This window comes from Nostoc punctiforme PCC 73102 (assembly GCF_000020025.1).
Taxonomy (GTDB): Bacteria; Cyanobacteriota; Cyanobacteriia; order Cyanobacteriales; family Nostocaceae; genus Nostoc; species Nostoc punctiforme.
This window is the reverse complement of sequence record NC_010628.1, coordinates 4,807,756-4,828,109: the sequence shown is the minus strand read 5'-3', so window position 1 is coordinate 4,828,109 and position 20,354 is coordinate 4,807,756. Positions and strand designations below refer to the sequence as shown.

General features: G+C 42.8%; 14 protein-coding genes and 2 pseudogenes. 9 read left to right on the top strand and 7 right to left on the bottom strand.

Annotation, left to right across the window (positions count from 1 at the left end; translation table 11 throughout):
- Nucleotides 1–80: 80 nt before the first annotated feature.
- Both hrmK and larE read left to right on the top strand, forming a co-directional pair.
- On the top strand, nucleotides 81–1,910 hold the full coding sequence (gene hrmK / locus NPUN_RS19320; RefSeq protein WP_012410180.1) for a hybrid histidine kinase/response regulator HrmK: 1,830 nt from the start codon (nucleotides 81–83) through the stop codon (nucleotides 1,908–1,910).
- Nucleotides 1,911–2,094: 184 nt separating this feature from the next.
- On the top strand, nucleotides 2,095–2,925 hold the full coding sequence (gene larE / locus NPUN_RS19315; protein WP_041565512.1) for an ATP-dependent sacrificial sulfur transferase LarE: 831 nt from the start codon (nucleotides 2,095–2,097) through the stop codon (nucleotides 2,923–2,925).
- Nucleotides 2,926–2,950: 25 nt separating this feature from the next.
- On the opposite strand, the gene NPUN_RS19310 is transcribed toward larE, so the two are convergent.
- Entirely contained in the window at nucleotides 2,951–3,313 is a 363-nt protein-coding gene (locus tag NPUN_RS19310; protein WP_012410178.1) for a DUF4864 domain-containing protein, read from the bottom strand.
- 61 nt (nucleotides 3,314–3,374) lie between these two features.
- Nucleotides 3,375–4,430, bottom strand: coding sequence for an SGNH/GDSL hydrolase family protein (locus NPUN_RS19305; protein WP_012410177.1), 1,056 nt, complete (start codon nucleotides 4,428–4,430; stop codon nucleotides 3,375–3,377).
- A 706-nt stretch (nucleotides 4,431–5,136) separates the two neighbouring features.
- Here NPUN_RS19305 and NPUN_RS19300 point away from each other — a divergent pair.
- Nucleotides 5,137–5,331, top strand: a complete 195-nt coding sequence (locus tag NPUN_RS19300) for a hypothetical protein (protein WP_012410176.1) — start codon at nucleotides 5,137–5,139, stop codon at nucleotides 5,329–5,331.
- 65 nt (nucleotides 5,332–5,396) lie between these two features.
- On the opposite strand, the pseudogene NPUN_RS39290 reads toward NPUN_RS19300, so the two are convergent.
- The 4 genes and pseudogenes from NPUN_RS39290 to psaA all read right to left on the bottom strand — a co-directional run.
- Nucleotides 5,397–5,600: pseudogene (locus tag NPUN_RS39290) on the bottom strand (DNA methyltransferase); the annotation flags it as partial.
- 108 nt (nucleotides 5,601–5,708) lie between these two features.
- Entirely contained in the window at nucleotides 5,709–6,179 is a 471-nt protein-coding gene (locus tag NPUN_RS19290; protein WP_012410175.1) for an REP-associated tyrosine transposase, read from the bottom strand.
- 156 nt (nucleotides 6,180–6,335) lie between these two features.
- The gene (psaB, locus tag NPUN_RS19285; protein ID WP_012410174.1) at nucleotides 6,336–8,561 is read right to left on the bottom strand and encodes a photosystem I core protein PsaB; all 2,226 of its coding nucleotides are present in this window, start codon (nucleotides 8,559–8,561) and stop codon (nucleotides 6,336–6,338) included.
- Between the two features lie 120 nt (nucleotides 8,562–8,681).
- Nucleotides 8,682–10,940 (bottom strand): photosystem I core protein PsaA, encoded by a 2,259-nt coding sequence (gene psaA / locus NPUN_RS19280; protein ID WP_012410173.1) that lies wholly within the window; start codon nucleotides 10,938–10,940, stop codon nucleotides 8,682–8,684.
- Between the two features lie 538 nt (nucleotides 10,941–11,478).
- Between psaA and NPUN_RS19275 the strand changes: the two genes are divergently transcribed.
- Together NPUN_RS19275 and NPUN_RS19270 are read left to right on the top strand one after the other, a co-directional pair.
- On the top strand, nucleotides 11,479–13,113 hold the full coding sequence (locus NPUN_RS19275; RefSeq protein WP_012410172.1) for a hypothetical protein: 1,635 nt from the start codon (nucleotides 11,479–11,481) through the stop codon (nucleotides 13,111–13,113).
- Nucleotides 13,114–13,453: 340 nt separating this feature from the next.
- A complete protein-coding gene (locus NPUN_RS19270) occupies nucleotides 13,454–15,250 on the top strand; it encodes a sensor histidine kinase (protein WP_012410171.1) in 1,797 nt (598 codons plus the stop codon).
- On the opposite strand, the gene glsA is transcribed toward NPUN_RS19270, so the two are convergent.
- Entirely contained in the window at nucleotides 15,233–16,144 is a 912-nt protein-coding gene (gene glsA / locus NPUN_RS19265) for a glutaminase A (protein ID WP_041566295.1), read from the bottom strand. The genes NPUN_RS19270 and glsA overlap by 18 nt on opposite strands.
- 33 nt (nucleotides 16,145–16,177) lie before the next feature.
- Here glsA and NPUN_RS19260 point away from each other — a divergent pair, with 33 nt between their 5' ends.
- From NPUN_RS19260 to NPUN_RS19250, 4 genes and pseudogenes are all read left to right on the top strand, one after another.
- Nucleotides 16,178–17,707 (top strand): thioredoxin-like domain-containing protein, encoded by a 1,530-nt coding sequence (locus tag NPUN_RS19260; RefSeq protein WP_012410169.1) that lies wholly within the window; start codon nucleotides 16,178–16,180, stop codon nucleotides 17,705–17,707.
- 126 nt (nucleotides 17,708–17,833) lie between these two features.
- Nucleotides 17,834–18,352, top strand: a pseudogene (locus NPUN_RS43480) (HAD family hydrolase); the annotation flags it as partial.
- Between the two features lie 171 nt (nucleotides 18,353–18,523).
- On the top strand, nucleotides 18,524–18,874 hold the full coding sequence (locus tag NPUN_RS43475) for a DUF952 domain-containing protein (protein ID WP_041566294.1): 351 nt from the start codon (nucleotides 18,524–18,526) through the stop codon (nucleotides 18,872–18,874).
- A 421-nt stretch (nucleotides 18,875–19,295) separates the two neighbouring features.
- Nucleotides 19,296–20,213 (top strand): RluA family pseudouridine synthase, encoded by a 918-nt coding sequence (locus NPUN_RS19250; protein ID WP_041566293.1) that lies wholly within the window; start codon nucleotides 19,296–19,298, stop codon nucleotides 20,211–20,213.
- The last annotated feature ends 141 nt before the right edge of the window (nucleotides 20,214–20,354 follow it).

Genomic DNA, 20,354 nt, shown 5'->3' with positions numbered 1-20,354 from the left:
AAAGGATTGTCCGCTAATATACATAAAATCCTTTTCGGATTTTTATGTGAAGCTAAATTTGTTAGGCGGTCTAGTTGACCATGCAGCAGTACTCAAGCTTACCAGACCAAAACTCACAGATAGATGCAACGCCAAAACTTTTGACAACAATTCAGCAACTTCGCGCCAAGTTGTGGCTGGAGAGCAGCTTGAACCAGTTGCAAAGTCGCCTTAATCATTATCTGCTTTCTGCTTGTAACAATGTCCTACAGGCAGGAGCCGCAGAATCAGAAGTTCTCCAAGCTGTGGTTAACGAGATTAACAGTGTAATGAGCAGCACCAATCTGGCACTTACAGATTATGCCGTCGGCATTGCTATGTTTCAACCACAAGAAACTGTAGCCACAGTTTCCTATGTTTCTCGTTCTCCATCTCAAAACTCACAACCTTTATTTGTAGATGTGCTGACAGCAGAAAAAAAGCTGCTGTTGAGATTGCAAGAGGTTATAGAACTCAAAGATTTACAGCAACTTGAAAATCAACAGCCACCAAGCGCTTGGCGGTTAGCTGATGATTCTGGCAGCGTTATGGGCTGGCTAATTATTGCCGCAGCGCCCCTAAGTTCCGATCGTGAGTCGCTTATAGAATCAAAAGCCCAACTCAGATCGCAATTGATGTCCAGGTCTGCCAACTACTGTACAACAGCTTTGGTACAACTGAGACACATCCTATCTTGGCAGCAACAATATCAACAGTTAAGTAACTCCAATCAAGAATTGGAGCGCACCAATCAACTGAAAAACCAGTTTCTGGCAAACACCAGTCACGAAATTCGCACGCCGCTTAGTTCTATTATTGGCTTTACCAATCTGCTTTTAGCTCCAGGGTACGAACCAACTATAGAACGTCAACGGGAGTATTTAAATATCATTCAGTCTAGCGGTAAGCACTTGCTAGCTCTGATTAATGATATTTTGGATCTTTCAAAAATTGAAGCGAACCAGCTAGAGGTGCAGTGGGAATGTGTAGATGTGCCACTGCTATGTAGCAATGTTTTAGCACTGGTGAAAGAGAAAGCCGCTAATAAGGATTTAAGACTTTGCCTAGAAATTGACCCCGATATCACAACCCTAGTAGCCGACTCTTTGCGACTCAAGCAAATGCTGTTGAATTTACTCTTCAATGCCTTAAAGTTCACCAGCAAAGGAAGTGTTGGCTTACAGGTTGTTGCCAAAGGTATATCTGTACATTTTACAGTTTGGGATACCGGAAGTGGCATTTCTCAAGAAGACCAGACTCAATTATTTGAACCTTATTTCCAAATTGCTAAGGCTGTCGCTGGTGGTGCTGAGGGGACTGGTTTGGGTTTAGCAGTGACTCGGAAACTCGCCCAAATTCACGGTGGTTCTGTGAAAGTGGAATCTGAAGTAGATAGCGGCTCCCGTTTTACCCTTGTACTTCCCCTTCAGCAAGAGGCGGGAGCGGGAATCGATAAGAGAGATGAGGGAGATGAGGAAGCAAAATATTCCTCATCTCTTCTGCCTTTCATCCCTAGTTCTTCTGTAGATGTTTTGCTGGTAGAAAATGACTTACCCAACGCTGATTTGATGCAAATTTATCTACGGAAATTAGGATATCAGGTGACTTGGGTTAAGAATGCTGCCGAGATGTGGGAAGCTCTAACACAGCTAGACCCAGCAGTGATTTTAATGGATGTTTATCTGCCAGATGGAAATGGTCTGAACTTGGTGCGACAACTGCGAGAACACGAGCAATATCAGACGATTCCGGTAATTGTTCAAACAGCAATGGCGATGAAAGGCGATCGCGAAACCTGTCTAACAGCCGGAGTAAATGACTATATTTCTAAACCGATTGATTTACCACTTTTAGCCAGTCTGGTAGCCAAGTACAGCAAACCGCCAATATAGAGAGCAGGGGGCAGGAGGACAAGGGGACAAGGGGACAATAAGTGAGAACTTGAAACAAGTCTTTCCCCTTGTCCCCAATTCTCCTTGTCCCCAAGTCCTCTTCCCAATGCCCAATGCCCCATAACATAACAAATGACTACAATAAAAATTGTTGGGTGCTATAGGGTTTGAGTAGGATTGGGAAATGATGCTGACAGAAAAATTTGAGCAATTGAAAGCCTTATTTGAAGAGATGGAGCAGGCATTGATTGCCTACTCTGGGGGCGTTGATAGCACTTTGGTTGCCAAAATTGCTTATGATGCCTTGGGCGATCGCGCTCTGGCTGTCACGGCTGTTTCTCCTTCGCTGTTGCCAGAAGAGTTGGAAGATGCCAAAATTCAAGCCGCAACTATTGGGATTGCTCATAAAATCGTCCAAACTCATGAGATGGAAAATCCCAATTACACTTCTAACCCGGTTAATCGCTGTTATTTTTGCAAAAGTGAGTTGCACGACACTCTCAAACCTTTAGCTTTGCAGTTGGGTTATCCCTACGTAGTGGATGGGGTAAATGCCGATGATTTGCATGATTATCGCCCAGGAATTCAGGCAGCGAAAGAAAGAGGGGCACGATCGCCTTTAGCTGAAGTAGGTGTCACCAAAGTTGAAGTTCGGCAGCTTTCGCAACAACTCGGTTTACCTTGGTGGGATAAACCCGCTCAACCTTGCCTAAGTTCCCGGTTTCCTTATGGTGAAGAGATTACTGTCGCTAAGTTACAACGAGTTGGTAGAGCAGAAATTTTCTTAAGAAAGCTGGGTTGGCAGAATTTGCGCGTGCGATCGGAAGGGGATACAGCACGCATTGAATTATCACCAGAACAAATTAAAGAGTTTGTGTTAACGACAGATTTGCAAAAAGTAGTTTCTGTATTTCAGGATTTTGGATTTCTTTACGTAACTCTGGATTTGGAAGGTTATCGCAGTGGTAAGTTAAATCAGATTTTAAATCGGGAAGCCTTGGGCGTTAAATTATAAAATTTTGGTTTTATAGAGATCCAGTTTATATTTCTTTACCTTCTACAGAAACAAGAAAGCAGCCGTTAATGCTCCAGACATTATCGGGCTGTTTTTCCATAAGATATAAAGCTCTCAAGGGAACTCCATCAGGAGCAAGTAGTAGCACTGGCTGAGTTATGTTTTCCTGAATGGTTGTTATCTTCTCAAAAAAGACAGAGCGAGGACGGTATACTGCTGGGTAACTTATCTTCACCATCTGCATAAAATTTTCTGGGGTACCAAATTGCGCCTGAATTCCTGGACTGGCGAAGGCAAAAGCGCCTTGGGCATCATCTTTTTTAAAGGCTGCCAATTGGTTTTCAATTAGAGAACGTATGGTGATGGCATCGTTGTCGGTAATTTCCATAAATCTAAAATTGCGTAGGCGCAGCCCGTCATAGACATCGCTTTAAGGGTCGAGCGATCGCTCAATCTTCACGCTGAGTTACCTTGTATTCTATCTGCTGTAATGCCGAGCGCCATACATCATAACCCTCTTGTGACAGGTGCAAACCATCTGTGGTCAACTCTGGACGCATATTGCCTTCCATATCGGTAAACCAGCTATAAATATTTAGATAATTAGCGCCTTCTTGTTTAGCAATTTGGGTCAGTTCGGTGTTGATGTGACGAATGCGGCTATTAGAAAGTTTTGCTAGGCGAGTAGGCAGAATTGATTGGACAATGATTTGAGCTTTTGGGTGAGAATCCCTTAAACGACGGACAATCCGGCGATAATTACGCAAAATTGTGTCATCACTAGCGCCTTTGCGTAAGTCGTTAATCCCAGCCATGACATAAATCACATCCGGCCGGGTTGCCGAAAATGCCCCCAACCTTTTTAAAACCCCACTGGAAGTATCTCCAGAGATGCCTTGATTGAGCCACAATTTCCCAGTAGGCAGTTTTTCTCTAGGAAACCACATGCTCAAAGAATCACCAACTAAGATGCTTAGATGATTTGCACCTTGACCTTGAGCGATTGCTCTAGCTTCTAAAGCTAATAAACTTTTCCAGTCATCATAAGTTAGTTGACGCTTCCTGATCGACTCCCACAAAGATTGCAAATTATCACTATCTACGCGCGTATAAATCTGACCTGTTTTCAGAGCCGCCAATCTTTGGTAGTAAAGTTGATTACCAGATGTCAATGAAATACCAGCTGCTTGGGCACTGGGTTTGACTAATGATTCTGTTGAGGCTGGTAATCCTTCACTACTGAGTTCGGGTACGCTAGAGACGTTTTTCTCGTCTACCGTCGGCTGCGAATTTTTTAGGGGTTGGAACGCTTGCCCACTGAGTTCTGGTAAGGAGAGATCAACGCTGGGGATGATTTGTCTACTTACTATTGTCTGCGAGCCTTGCTTTAAATCCCACAGGAATCTAGAACTTTCTGGCAGGACAATCGACAAATGTGGAAGAGCCGATGCTGGTATTGCTAATCCTGTTAACAAGCCTGCTGCCAACAGATAAGGGTCCCTCATCGCTTTCTCTCTCCTCTACTCACTGCTTTTCCCTATCACAGCATTAGTTGCCTGTATTCAGGAAAATTTTACTTCGGTTAAGTTATTATTCTTATTTACACTGTATAGTTCTGTAAAGCGTGTTGAGTAGATTATCTTAGACAATTTACGATCTCTTTAAAGTACGGTTTTTTCGGTGGTATACAAGTCCGATTTGCGAAAATACTGGTAGTTAAAGCACTATTTTCACAAAAAAACCATTTTTTATAACTCAGTGTCCACAAATATTGTAAGTGTGTATAAGTTTGCGATTAGTTGATATCATACGACGATCTGCTCTTTGTAAGCAAGCAAAAGGTTATTATTATTGATGTTTAAGAACTTGCTCTAAAAAAATTAGGCGCTCAAACTGGTTTGGGATAATTATAAAGTCATCTATAATGCAGTCATAAATTATACAGATTGCGCTGGTATAACAAAAGTTAAATTTATTTTCATCCAAAAGTTGGTTCTTAGGTTTGATGGGATGATTTAGGGTTTGATACAGATTGTCCAGTATTAGAGCAATTCTCTGTACTTATGTTGTAGTTCTGTAATATTTAATTTCAAGTTGATATTTGTCTGTAGAAGTATGAGTTGAAACACGTTTAAATTAAGTTTTAACTATAGAAAATAACTTCATTGGAAGTGCTAAGATTTAGGCTTAATCATTAGTGTTTGTTCTCCCGTGGCTAGAGCTAGTACAGCGATTGGTGTCAGTCCAATTATTAAGGAGATTGTGCAAAAACAGGCACATTCGACACGTTTAACACTGAAAGAAGTGATTCTTATGGGAATGCTAGCTATTGATAAACTAGACGATCAAGGTCGTCAAGAGCTAGCCGATCGAGTTCACCAAATGCAGGTGAATGGAGAAATTTAAGTGAGTAGTTATGAGTTACGAGTTAGAAATTTTAACTCCTCGTCCAGACTCTTTACTTAATTTGATTATTGACTAAAACGATAACGACTTCCCATTACATAATCTTCGTTAATTTCCAAAGATATCCATTGGAGTTGCAGAGTTTTAGCAACAAACCCAGTTGTGTTAGAACCTGCAAATGGATCTAAAACTATATCACCTTCATCAGTTAAGAATTTGATGAATAACTCGGCGAATCCTTGAGGAAAACATGTTGGATGGGGTCTAATTTATGCTGCTTTGCAGCATAAATTAGCATAGAGAGAATTAATAACATGTAAGGCTACAAAGGGGCGGGCAAGATGCCCACCCCACAAGAGAGAATATGATGATTGAGATTATTCAGGGAGTTGCCAAAAGAAGGGGTAATTTTCTGGGCTTGATGACAGCCCTGCTTTTACAGGATTTTGTCTGAGATATTCCCAATATTGTTGAAACTCTTCATCGTTCCTAATAATACGGTCATATCTTTCATCTTGCCAAACTGTTCCTAGATGTTTCATCACTTTGGGAATTTGTTTAGCACTATAACCTTTAATACTTTTCATAATGTTACTCAATGACCAAAACTCATTTTCCGATTTGAGTAAAGGTTGAATAAGCAGATGCACATGATTTGTCATTACCACAAGGACAAATATTCGATATCTGTTTTTATCAAAAAACAAGCAGGAATTAAAAACTATTTCTCTAGCTTCTAGGCTAAGTTCTAACTTTTCCCAAGTATTAAAGGTAATGAAATAAACTGCCCCATCTAACTCCCAATGAGGCAATCTTCTCTGAAAAATTTTCAACTTTGGCTTTTGCATTCAGAATACAAAACTATTTGTAATTTTTATTGTGGGGTGGGCATCTTGCCCGCCCCCTTCTTTATTTTTCCCATCCTCCCTACCCAAAACCCAAAAAAAATCCCCCACCTTGCGGCAGGGGATTTTTATTACTTATGTACAAAACTAGCAGTCGAATTAACCGAACTTACCAGCAGTAGAAGCAATTAAGAACGCGGCGTAAGTTACGATGTAGCCAACAGTGAAGTGAGCTAGACCAACTACACGAGCTTGAACGATAGACAGAGCAACGGGCTTGTCTTTCCAGCGAACTAGGTTAGCTAGAGGAGTACGTTCGTGTGCCCAAACAAGGGTTTCAATTAACTCTTGCCAGTAACCTCTCCAGGAGATTAAGAACATGAAGCCAGTAGCCCAAACTAGGTGTCCAAATAGGAACATCCAAGCCCAGACAGACAGGTTATTCACGCCGTAAGGGTTGTAACCGTTAATCAACTGAGCAGAGTTAGCCCAGAGGTAATCGCGGAACCAGCCCATGAGATATGTAGAGTTCTCATTGAACTGAGCTACGTTGCCTTGCCAAATACCTAGATGTTTCCAATGCCAGTAGAAGGTCAACCAACCAATGGTGTTGAGCATCCAGAATGTAGCGAGGTAGAAGGAATCCCATGCTGAGATGTCGCAAGTACCGCCACGACCGGGGCCGTCGCAAGGGAAGGCATAGCCGAAGTCCTTTTTATCGGGCATCAGCTTAGAACCACGGGCATCCAAAGCACCTTTGACCAAGATCAAGGTGGTGGTGTGCAGACCTAGAGCGATCGCATGGTGTACCAAGAAATCGCCAGGGCCAATTGTCAAGAACAAGGAGTTAGTACCAGCATTAATGGCATCTAACCAACCTGGCAACCAAACGTTAGCGTAGTTAGGCCATGCTGTGTAAGCAATACTATCTGGGTTAGATAGCAAAGTATCTAAACCGTACAGTACCTTACCATTAGCAGCTTGGACGAATTGAGCAAATACTGGCTCAATCAAGATTTGCTTTTCAGGAGTACCGAAAGCAACTACTACGTCGTTGTGTACGTACAGACCAAGGGTGTGGAAGCCTAAGAAAAGGGATACCCAGCTGAGGTGGGAAATAATCGCTTCTTTGTGCTTTAACACGCGCTCAAGGACGTTACCTTTGTTTTGCTCTGGATCGTAATCACGAACCCAGAAGATTGCACCGTGAGCAAAAGCACCAAGCATCAGGAATCCAGCAATATACTGGTGATGCGTGTACAACGCTGCCTGGGTTGTGTAGTCCTTCGCAATAAATGCGTAGGAAGGCATGGAGTACATGTGCTGCGCTACTAGGGAAGTAACAACACCTAACGCTGCTAAGTGCCATCCCAATTGGAAGTGCAAGGAGTTGTTGTAGGTGTCGTAAATACCTTGGTGAGGTAGGTTAAACGGTCCTTCAACAGGAATACCGAAGAAACTCTTGGCATTTAATGCTTCTTTGAGACTGTGACCAATCCCAAAGTTTGTCCGGTACATGTGACCAGCAACGATGAATAAAACTGCGATCGCTAGGTGGTGATGAGCTATGTCAGTCAGCCACAAAGCTTCTGTCTGGGGATGGAAACCACCCAAGAAACTCAGAATTGCAGTTCCTGCACCTTGCGATGTCCCGAAGATATGTCCAGGAGTGTCAGGGTTTTGAGAGTAAACACCCCAGTTGCCTGTAAAGAATGGTGTCAAACCTGCTGGGTGGGGTGGGGTATTCAGGAAGTTATCCCAACCTACGTGCTGACCGCGAGCTTCGGGTACAGCAACGTGAATTAAGTGACCAGCCCAAGCCAAAGAACTAACACCAAACAAACCTGCTAAGTGGTGGTTTAGGCGATGTTCAGCGCTCTTAAACCATGCCAAGCTAGGACGATACTTGGGTTGCAAGTGCAGCCAACCAGCAAACAATAATACAGCAGCGAATAATAGCAAGAACACTGAACCGTTGTACAGTTCGCCGTTATTCCGCATACCGATGGTATACCACCAATGGTAGAGACCAGAGTAGGTAATGTTTACCGGATTGCTAGCGCCCGCTTGGGTAAAAGCCTCGATCGCTGGTTTACCAAAGTGGGGGTCCCAAATCGCATGGGCGATGGGACGGATGTGAAGGGGATCTTTAATCCACTGTTCAAAGTTACCTTGCCAGGCTACGTGGAACAGGAGGCTGGATGCCCACAGGAAGATGATTGCCAAGTGACCGAAGTGAGTTGCGAAAATCTTTTGGTAAAGATTTTCTTCCGTCATGCCATCATGGGTTTCAAAATCGTTGCCTGTAGCGATCGCATACCATATCCGACGAGTCGTCGGGTCCTGTGCGAGATCCTGGCTAAATTTCGGAAATTTTGTCGCCATAGGTTTAATAAATCCTCTGACCTTTAGCCATCAAATATCAGCGTCTAGAGTCCTGAGTTCTGAGTCCTGAGTTCTGAGTTTTGCCTCAGCACTCAGTACTCAGCACTCAATAACTGATTGCTACCCTACTGAAAGGATGTGTGCATGGAAGAATGCCCAAGTTGTGGCAATTCCTCCCAAGAGGTAGTGAGCTACCCCTACAGCCCGACCCTGAATAATACTCAGAGCGCGAGGCTGGATTGCTGGTGCTACCTTCAGTTTGTTATGCGCCCAAACAATGGACTCAATCAGTTCTTGCCAGTAGCCGCGACCACTGAACAGGAACATCAAGCTGAATGCCCAGACAAAGTGAGCGCCTAAGAAGAGTAGTCCGTATGCAGATAGCGCGCTGCCATAGGAATTGATGACTTGTGTAGCTTGTGCCCACAAGAAGTCCCGTAACCAACCGTTGATGGTAATAGCACTTTGAGCAAAGTTGCCACCAGTGATGTGAGTCACAGTACCATCTGCATCTACGGTCCCCCAGACATCTGATTGCATCTTCCAGCTGAAGTGGAAAATTACAATAGATAGGGAGTTGTACATCCAGAATAGTCCGAGGAATACGTGATCCCAACCAGACACTTGGCAAGTACCGCCACGACCAGGACCGTCGCAGGGGAAGCGGAAGCCCAGGTTTGCTTTGTCTGGAATCAGACGAGAGCTACGGGCATACAGCACACCTTTGAGCAGAATTAGGACGGTGACGTGAATGGTGAAGGCGTGAATGTGGTGAATTAGGAAGTCGGCTGTGCCCAAAGCAATGGGTGCAGCTGCCACTTTACCGCCAACAGCCAAAATACCGCCGCCAAAGACATAGCTAACTGGTTCTAGGGCATTAGGTGCAGTTGTACCAGGAGCCAAGGCGTGGATATTTTGTATCCACTGGGCAAATACTGGCTGCAATTGAATCCCTGTATCAGAGAACAAGTCTTGAGGACGACCCAATGCACGCATTGTGTCGTTGTGGATGTAAAGTCCAAAGCTATGGAAGCCTAGGAAAATACATACCCAGTTCAGGTGAGAAATAATCGCGTCACGATGACGAAGTACCCGATCCAAGACGTTGTTTTGGTTCACAACTGGATCGTAATCCCGCACCATGAAGATCGCAGCGTGAGCTGCTCCACCAACAATCAAGAAGCCACCGATCCAAATATGGTGAGTGAATATGCACAACTGTGTAGCGTAATCAGTTGCCAAATATGGATAGGGGGGCATCGCGTACATGTGATGCGCGATGATGATGGTCAGTGAACCCAAGAAGGCCAGGTTAGTAGCCAACTGAGCGTGCCAGGATGTGGTCAGGTTTTCGTAGAGACCTTTGTGACCTTCACCAGTGAAAGGACCTTTGTGGTTTTCTAGGATCTCTCTAATGCTGTGACCAATACCCCAGTTGGTACGGTATTGATGACCAGCAACGATAAAGAGAACTGCGATCGCTAAGTGGTGATGAGCGATGTCAGTCATCCACAAGCCGCCTGTTACTGGGTTCAGACCGCCCTTGAAGGTAAGGAAGTCAGCATACTGACCCCAATTCAAGGTGAAGAAAGGTGCTAAACCAGCAGCAAAGCTGGGATACAACTCGGTCAACAAGTCTTTGTTCAAGATGAACTCGTGGGGCAAGGGGATGTCTTTGAGAGCAACACCTGCATCCAAAAGCTTGTTGGTCGGTGCGGACACGTGGATTAAGTGACCTGCCCATCCCAAGGAACCACAACCTAGCAATACTTGCAAGTGGTGATTCAGCATTGACTCCACATTCTGGAACCATTCCAGTTTGGGAGCGCGTTTGTGGTAGTGGAACCAGCCGGCAAATAGGAATAAGCCTGCTAATACCAAGCCACCGATCGCAGTTACATAAAGCTGGAAGGAGTTTGTAATCCCCCAACCACGCCATACTTGGAACAAACCGGAGGTGATTTGAATACCGTGGAAACCACCGCCAACATCACCGTTTAAAATGTCTTGCCCGACAATGGGCCAAACGACTTGAGCACTAGGCTTAACGTTTAACGGGTCACTTAGCCAAGCTTCGTAGTTAGAAAACTTCGCGCCGTGGAAAATCATCCCGCTCAACCAAACCATCACTACGGCTAGGTGGCCAAAGTGGGCTGAGAATATCTTGCGGGATATGTCTTCTAAATCGCTTGTATGTGTATCAAAATCATGGGCGAGTGCGTGCAGGTTCCAAATCCATGTGGTGGTTTTGGGACCTCTGGCTAAGGATCTGTCAAAGTGTCCAGGTTTTGCCCATCTCTCGAATGAGGTTGGAACTGGATCGTTATCGACGATTACTCTTGCCTTCTTTTCCTCTCGCTCCGGAGGACTTATTGTCATTTGACCTCCTCTCTTGATAAGGAATGAGGAATCATGAATACCACAAAGTGAACCATTACCGCATACTCAGAATTTTACTGAAGTCGCGATGAAGACCCTATGTGGAGAGTTGTTTCTCGTTGAATTATAGAGTCTTCACCTGCACTTTGTTGGAGATATTTTAACAATAATTCAAACTTGGTGGAATATTGCTGAAATTACCGTCTTATCTGCCTTTTAACTTCAAACTATTTGTCTAAAAGTCAATAGATTAACCATTTTAATTTACAAAGAATAACAATTCGTAAGTTTTATGATTTTGCTGTATACACTCGAATTCCAGCTTTTACTGCTATTACTCATAAACATTTGTGTCATATTTCCATTGTTGTAAGTAAAAAGCTGTAAAAAGTATGACTTGTTTTAACATTTACTGAAATAGACACAGGAAAACTTAGAGAATGTGAGGTAGATTTACCTTTTGGGCTATAGTGCCAGATGGACAGTTTAAGCGAAAATAATCTGTGCAATTGTCGAAGACTATCGCTGGGTGCAACGCATGAACTCGTGGCAGAAAAGGGTGTTAGAGAAGCTCCTCCCTGAGAGGTTCCCGATTCTTAGGTGGATAATGACATTGGTACTGGTATTAAGCTTGACCAGTTGCGGCGAGAAGGCTGATAGCCAGGAAGTATCTACTGGTTATAGAGAAAACCCTCCACAGATTTCTCAAATTTCAAAGCAATTTTCGGAAGTTTCTCCGCCATCTGTTATCCAAGCACTGCGTCCAACTTTGGAGGTGTATCAGCCACAAGTGGCAATTCTGACTCCAAGACCTGATGAAGTTTTCCAAAATAATAAAGTTACAGCCAGTTTTCAGGTTAAGGATCTACCAATATTTAAAGACCCACAATTACAACTGGGGCCACATCTCCATGTAATTCTTGATAATCAACCTTATATTCCTGTTTACGACCTGAATCAACCTTTGGTTTTGCCAGAGTTGTCTCCAGGTACTCATACCCTGCGCGTATTTGCCTCTCGTCCTTGGCATGAAAGCTTTAAGAATGAAGGGGCTTATGCCGAGACAACATTTCACGTCTTTACCAAAACAGACGACAATAACCCAGATCCCAAATTACCTCTGCTAACTTACAGCCGTCCTCAAAGTAGCTACGGAGCAGAGCCAATCTTACTAGACTTTTATCTCACTAACGCTCCCCTACACCTCGTTGACAAGGAAAACACTAACGAAGGATTTAGTGATTGGCGTATCCGCGTCACAATTAATGATGAAAGCTTTGTTTTTGATCGCTGGCAGGCAGTTTATCTTAAAGGCTTCCAAACTGGTAAAAACTGGATAAAGCTAGAATTTCTCGATAATCAGGGAAATCCTCTCAAAAATACTTTTAATACTACAGTCCGAGTCATTGACTTCCAGCCAAAGGGTAAAGATACTTTGTCAAAAATTGTCAGAGGAGAACTCACAGCAGATGAGGTGCGTGGCATTGTAGACCCGAATTATAGACTCACACCTCCACCTTCTGTTGAAAAAACACCCCAAATCCAACCGAAGCTAGAAAAGCAGCCCCTTCCTGAAACTGAAGCTCCGAAAGAATCTAAAACACAGCCAGAAGAACCAAAATTGGAAGTTCCAACGGCTGTACCATCTCCTACTTTATCCCCGACACCATCAGAACCACAGCCAACGGTAACGCCGACTCCAGAATCAACGCCGCTACCTGAAAAAGTTGCGCCTCAGCCAACTAAACCTAAAGTTGACGGATTTTTTAACCGTCGGGCGGGTAAGATACTTACCCCAGAAGTAACAGTTGAGCCATCTCCTAGTTTGCCACCTGCACTGCCAGAGATTATTGAGTCTCCAGCACCAGAAATAATTACGCCAACACCAGAACCACAGCCAGAGGTAACGCCAACTCCTGAATCAACACCGTCAACTGAAAAAGTTACGCCTCAGCCAGCAAAATCTAAATTTGGCGGATTTTTTAAGCGCCGAACGAGCAAGACACCTACTCCACAAGTAACAGTTGCGCCATCTCCTAGTTTGCCACCTGCATTGCCAGAGATTATTGAGTCTCCTGTACCAGAAACAATTACGCCACTACCAAACCTACAACCAGAGGTAACGCCAAATCCTCAATCAACACCCTTACCCGAAAAAGGAGAAGTGAAATAATTCAGTTTATTTCACATCATGGAAATCAGTAATATGACGCGAGCTTCCAACGAAAGGCATTCGTTATGCCTTAAGAGAAACAATCTAGTTTTCTAGGAGGGAGACAAAACTCTCCCTGCCTTGAACTAAAGTTCAAGTCTGCCCCTCTGATTCGGAGAGGGGCAATTTTACGTAGAAAAAACTCTTAGAGGTCTTTTGATTGAGCTGATTAGGCGGACGCTATATGAGCCATCGAACTCACGCTAATATGGGGAGCGAAAAGTTGCAAAACTTTTACTTTTGCTGAATAATTAGGGAATTCTAAGTAAGAATTGGCTTTTATTGCTTACTTAGGATTAATATGACTTCCCATCAAGGTTCAGATTTTCCACCAGTTTACGGTGATATTGTACTCGTAGAATCGAGCCGAAAAAATTGGTTTTCAAAGATTACCAACGGTCTGAGTATTGGCAACAAAATTAAATGTGGATATGCTCTTGCTCTAGGTGTAGGAATTGTAGGAACAAGTATTGGGTTAATCTTTGGAGACCACTATCAACAACAGGCATTGCAGCAGCAACAAAACGCTTTTAAGGAACTCAATTTGCTTTATCGCCTCCAGACAGGTATTCTTCAAACCCGGACGCACCAGCAGCAACTCATTCCCTTAGTGGCAAATCTAAAACTATACAAACAGGAGTATAGCCACATTACTAATATACATGCACCTGAAATCAAGCAGGTTTGGTTGGAACTCCAAACATATATAAAAACTGCCGATTATGTAAACGAAAAGCACTGGGAGAATATTCCCCTGCTTCTAAAAACTTATGAAGGTATAACACAAACTTATGTCCAGCAACTTGACGAGCTGCTCCAACAACTTGATTTATCTCCTCTAACTGACAATAAAATTGCGATCGCTCAACAACGACTGTTGAAGTTTACCAACAGTGAGTTGGCACTTAAGTTTGACGGCGTATCCGATGAACTAGTTACCATCATTAATGCTTCCTATGAGGAACTAACAGCAGCGACGACGACGTTTAAAACAGCAGCACAAATCCGGATTCAAATCATTCTTGCTAGCATTCTGTTGTCAGTAATAATTGCTACTCTTTTAGCTCTTTTGACGAGTCGAACCATTACCCGTCCTGTTGAATTGCTGACAAATATGGCACAGCGAGTCACCAAAGAATCTAACTTTGAACTGCAAGCACCCGTCATTACTACAGATGAAATTGGAATACTTGCTATTGCATTTAACCAACTTTTACACAGGGTTAAATACCTACTCGAAGAACAGCAAGCAGCCGCTTTTCGTCAGCAGCAAATGCAAGAAGCCCAATTGCTCCAAAGTGAGAAAATGTCTAGCTTAGGACGAATGATAGCTGGCATTGCTCACGAAATTAATAATCCGGTGAATTTTATCTATGGGAATTTAGATCCTGCTATTCAATATGTAGAGGATTTATTAGCATTTCTACAAACCTATCGCCAAGAAGTGCCTAATCCACCTTTAGCGGTGCAAGCCTACGCCACCGAAATTGATGCAGAATTTCTAGAAGAAGATTTACCCAAACTTTTGCAGTCAATGAAATTTGGTGCTGATCGGGTGCGGCAAATTGTCTTGAGCTTGAAAAACTTCTCTCGGCTGGATGAAGCAGAAGCCCATTCAGTCAATTTACATGAATGCCTGGATAGTACGCTACTCATCGTCAATAATCGGATCAAAAAAGGCATTACGATTGAGCGCTTGTACGGCGAGATTCCTAGCATTGAAGGTTTTTCTAGCTCGCTTTATCAAGTGTTCATGAACATTATCAACAATGCGCTTGATGCATTGGAGGAACAGCACAATCCTCAAGACTCTCCACGAATTACGATCGCTACCGAAGTTTTAGACAAAAACTGGGTAGTTGTCCGTATTGCTGATAACGGTTCTGGTATTGCCCGTGAGACTCAAGAAAAAATTTTTGAGATGTTCTTTACCACTAAAGCGACTGGTGTTGGCACTGGTATGGGACTTTCGATTAGTCATCAGATTGTAGTCGAAAAACATGGAGGACGACTAACTTGTAAATCTGAGGTGGGTGCTGGTACAGAATTTATCATTTCTCTCCCTGTTCAAAAGCAGCATTTACCCAAAGATACTTAACTCTAGCTTTTGTGAAAAAGCCTCAACAAAGACAAGCCCTGCTACAGGGTTTCCGATATTATCCAACCCAGGACTGTAACAAGCGATCGCTCCCTCACCTGGTACTATTGCTACAAGTCCACCACCAATCCCTGATTTCATCGGTAGACCAATTCTGACTGCAAACTCGGCAGAAGCTTCGTAAAGTCCACAAGTTAACATTACTGCGTTGACAATCCGGCGATTTTGTGGATTAACTAACCCATCACAAGCGAGAAGTTTTCCTAACAGAGCTAAATCTTTAATTCGCCCAGAGATACAGCATATTTGCTCGTAAGTATCAAGTGCTATTTCAAGATTTTCTAAATAACCTGTTTCGGTAAGATAGTTTGTGATCGCTTCATTGGCAGTTGAACGTGTTAATCGCACTGAAGCCAGCATTACTTCATCTAAACTGAGTTGGCAACCTGCTAATTGGTTGAGCCATTGACAAAATAAAAGAGTGCGTTGGGTAGCATCCTTTCCTGGTAACTTATCAGCGAGGGTGATTGCTCCACTATTAATCATCGGGTTACGGGGACGGCCGCGATCGCTAACTAATTGTTCTAAAGAATTAAAGGGTGCATCCGATGGTTCCACCCCAACCCAGCTAAAAACTGTTTCTGCGCCAAAATGTTCCAGCAGATAAAGTAAAGAAAATGTCTTAATAACGCTCATAAGCGGGAAGATACAAGCGGTGTCCCCGAAGCTGATATTTTTCCCCGATTCACAGCAGACGTGGACTGCAAACCAATCAGGATCGGCTAAAGCTAATTGTGGAATGCGATCGAGAACTCGTCCCTGTTTAGCCTGAATTTTAGCTTGTTGTACCCAAGCTGATAACTCCGTAGTAGTTAATTTATCAAGTTTTTTCACAACAGATACAGCCACGTTAAATTACGAATTACTATGCTTCCCCGTGTTAGAGCGCCAGAATTACCACACAATTACTCTTGGTTCAATACTGACAAACCCTTATCTCTTAAACAACTCAAGGGTAGAGTCATAATTTTAGATTTTTGGACATACTGCTGTATAAATTGTCTGCATATTCTGCCAAATCTGAAATATTTAGAACAGAAATATAAAGATAGCCTTACCATTATTGGTGTCCATTCTGCCAAATTTGACAACGAAAAAGAAACAGAAAATATTCGCCAAGCTATCCTACGCTACGACGTTGAACACCCAGTTATAATTGACAGCAATTTTCGACTTTGGGAAGAATATGCTGTACGTGCTTGGCCTACCTTAATAATTATTGATCCAGAAGGTTACGTGATTGGTCAGATTTCTGGAGAAGGAAATCGTGACGCTTTAGACGAATTAATTCAAAAATTAATTCAGCAACACCAAGATAAAGGCACGATTAATTTTCAAGAACTTAGTTTGATATTAGAAAAACAGCGCCAGCCATTAATTACTCCCCTAGCTTTCCCTGGTAAAGTTTTAGCTACCCAAACGGGTTTGTTCATCGCTGACTCTGGGCATCATCGCCTGATTATGAGTAGCTTCGACGGCGAAATTCTGCATTTGATTGGTACTGGAAAATCTGGCTTAACCGATGGTGCTTTTAACGAAGCGCAGTTTTTTGCACCACAGGGAATGGCTTATGATGCAGAGAATCAAATTCTTTATGTTGCCGATACAGAAAATCATACCCTGCGGCGAGTTGATATGAAGCGTCAAGTCGTAGATGCGATCGCAGGAACTGGAGAACAAAGCCGGAATATTCATCCTCATGGCGGTGTTGGTTTAGAAACCCCGCTAAATTCCCCTTGGGATTTAGTGAAAGTGGGAAATACCTTATTTATTGCAATGGCTGGGCCGCATCAAATTTGGGAAATGGATTTAGAAACTAGCATGATTAAAACTTATGCTGGTACTGGTGCGGAAGCTTGCATTGATGGTTCGCTTACCGAATCTGCCTTTGCTCAACCCAGTGGTATTAGCACCGATGGAAAAGAATTATATATCGCTGACAGTGAAGTTAGTTCAATTCGTGGTGTTGGAATTGTAGAACCGTATCAAGTACGAACTGTTTGCGGTAGTGGGGGTCTATTTGGTTTTGGTGATGTTGATGGACAAGGTGAAGATGTCCGTTTACAACACTGTTTAGGAGTGGAATTTGCTCAGAATTTTATATGGGTTACAGATACCTATAATCACAAAATTAAATTAGTTAGTCCTAGTGGTAATTGTCAAACTATTCAAGGAGATGGTACTGCTGGTTTACAAGATGGGCAAGGTAAAAATAGCCGATTTTTTGAACCTTCGGGATTGAGTATTAACGGCTCATATTTATATATTGCTGATACCAATAATCATGCGATCCGTCGCGTAGATTTGAATACTCTTGAGGTGACGACGCTAGAGTTTTTTGGCTTATGTGCGCCAGATGTTTGTATTCCGCCAAATGTAACCGCTACCGATTTTTAACCTCATGTAGAGATAAAATTTGCATCTAGTGCCATTGGGTGAGATTTTAAATGGTAATTTTTTGGAGCGACCGCTTAATTGGCTTCTAAGATTCTAAAATTAACTGTGAGTTATAATAAATATACTATGCAATTAGTAATTTTTGATGTTGATGGTACACTAACAAATACCTACAAAATTGATGAAAATTGTTTTGTACGCGCTCTTGCATTAGAATTTGGTATTTTTGGTATAAATACAAATTGGACTGAATACGGATACACCACAGATTCTGGAATTACCCAGCAAATTTTCCAAGAAAAATTAGAACGTCTTCCTTTAGATGAAGAGTTAGTTAGACTCAAAGCACGTTTTGTTAGTCTACTTCAAGAAGCTTTTATTAACAACCAAGATTTATTCAGTGAAATTCCTGGGGCGGCAAATATATTAGCTAAATTACAGCTAAACCCTAATTGGTGTGTTGCGATCGCAACTGGTGGTTGGCGTGAGTCTGCTAAACTAAAACTTCAAAAAGCTAACTTAGAAATAGAAGATATCCCCTTAGCTTCAGCTAATGATGCACTTTCACGAGAAAATATTATTAAAACAGCTATTATCAAAGCAGAGAATTTTTATCAGGTTGAAAAATTTCAGAAAGTCGTTTTTGTCGGTGATGGGGTTTGGGATGTAAAAGCAGCCTATGACTTGAGTATTGCTTTTATTGGAATAGGTGATAACAAATTAATAAGTGTAGGCGCTACAAGAGTAATTAAAGACTTTACAAATTTAGAAGATTTTCTGAAAATATTACAAGATGCAGCAATTCCTAGGTTATCTATGAACACCATTCTCCACATTACCAAACGCCAACAATGGGAACAAGCAAAAAATCTCGGTACATATCGCGCTGATTCGTTAGACAGTGAAGGTTTTATACATTGTTCAAAATCAACGCAAATACTCAAAGTTGCAAAGAAATTTTTTAATAATCAGAAAGAATTAGTACTACTTTTTCTTGATTCTGAGAAAGTACAAGCTGAAATTCGTTATGAAGAGGCTGAAATTGGCGAATTATTTCCTCACATTTATGGTGAGTTAAATATTGATGCTGTGTATCAGGTGGTTGATTTTGAAGCTGGGGAAGATGGTTTGTTTAAGTTGCCGCAAGAAGTTATAGATTTAGGATAACGAACCGCAGAGGCGCGGAGAACACGGAGGAGAGATGGAGAGAATTTAAGGTTTGTGGAAATGGCACGAACCACAGGAACCAGTTCAGCACTTAGATCATTTCGACAATGGTTAAGAGAACAAATACAAGACAGCTAGGGTGAATAGAATTTACCCCTATACAAACAAAATTTCAGTCCAAATTAAGGTTTTTAAACCCACCTTTGTCGGTTTTGCTTGTGTAGACTAGGTTTCTAACCACCCAAATAAAGAGATTCCGCGCTTTACTTAAAGAACGGGGAATTAATAATCCAGAGCAATTGTGACCGAATTTAATTTACAAATCCAAGAAAATAGCGATGGCTTTGCCAACGCCAAGGGCGAACGCTTCTCTTCTCATATAGAGGATGCAGCACCTAGCTTACTTCCCTCCAGTAATACGATACACTGCACCGACACTAAAGGCGATCGCATTGACCGTTTCCTTTCCCAAGAATTACCAGATTTATCCCGTTCGCGCATCCAGCAGTTAATCGAACAGGGTAATGTTCAACTTAATGATAAAGTTTGCACTTCTAAGAAGATCAATGTCAAGCTAGGCGATCGCATCACTCTAGAAATACCAGAAGCGCAACCCCTAGAACTGCTAGCAGAAGATATCCCTTTAGATATCCTCTACGAAGATGACCAATTACTTATTCTCAACAAACCCGCAGGCTTAGTTGTCCATCCCGCACCCGGTCATCCAGATGGCACACTGGTAAACGCTTTATTGGCTCACTGTCCCAATTTACCAGGGATTGGCGGAGTCCAACGTCCGGGAATTGTCCATCGATTGGATAAGGATACAACGGGAGCGATCGCGATCGCAAAAACAGAAGTTGCCCATCATCACCTACAAGCTCAACTCAAAGCTAAAACCGCACGCAGAGAATACTTGGGCGTGGTTTACGGTGCGCCAAAAGTTGAGAGTGGCACAATTGACTTACCTATTGGTCGCCATCCACAAGACCGCAAGAAAATGGCTATTATGCCTATTGAACAAGGTGGACGATCTGCCGTCACTCATTGGCAAGTATTAGAACGCCTTGGTAATTTCACTTTAATCCGCTTCCAACTAGAAACTGGACGCACCCATCAAATACGTGTCCATAGCGCCAAAATAGGTCATCCCATTGTCGGCGACCCAATTTATAGTTCTGGTCATTCAGTGGGCGTAAATTTGTCCGGTCAAGCACTACATGCTTGGCGGCTAAGATTACAGCATCCCCTATCCGGCGAGATGATTGAGGTGACAGCTACCCCTCCCACCCAATTTACAAAACTTTTGGAGATGCTAAAAAGACGAACTACACTTTAGCTCATCCCACGCCTAAAAATAACGCTATTTTACAGACATTGGGCATTAACAAAAAACCATGCCCTATTCCCCATTCCCAATTCCCACTTGCCCTGAGCGTTCGCGCAGCGTCTCGTAGAGAAGCCGTTCGCGTAGCGTCCC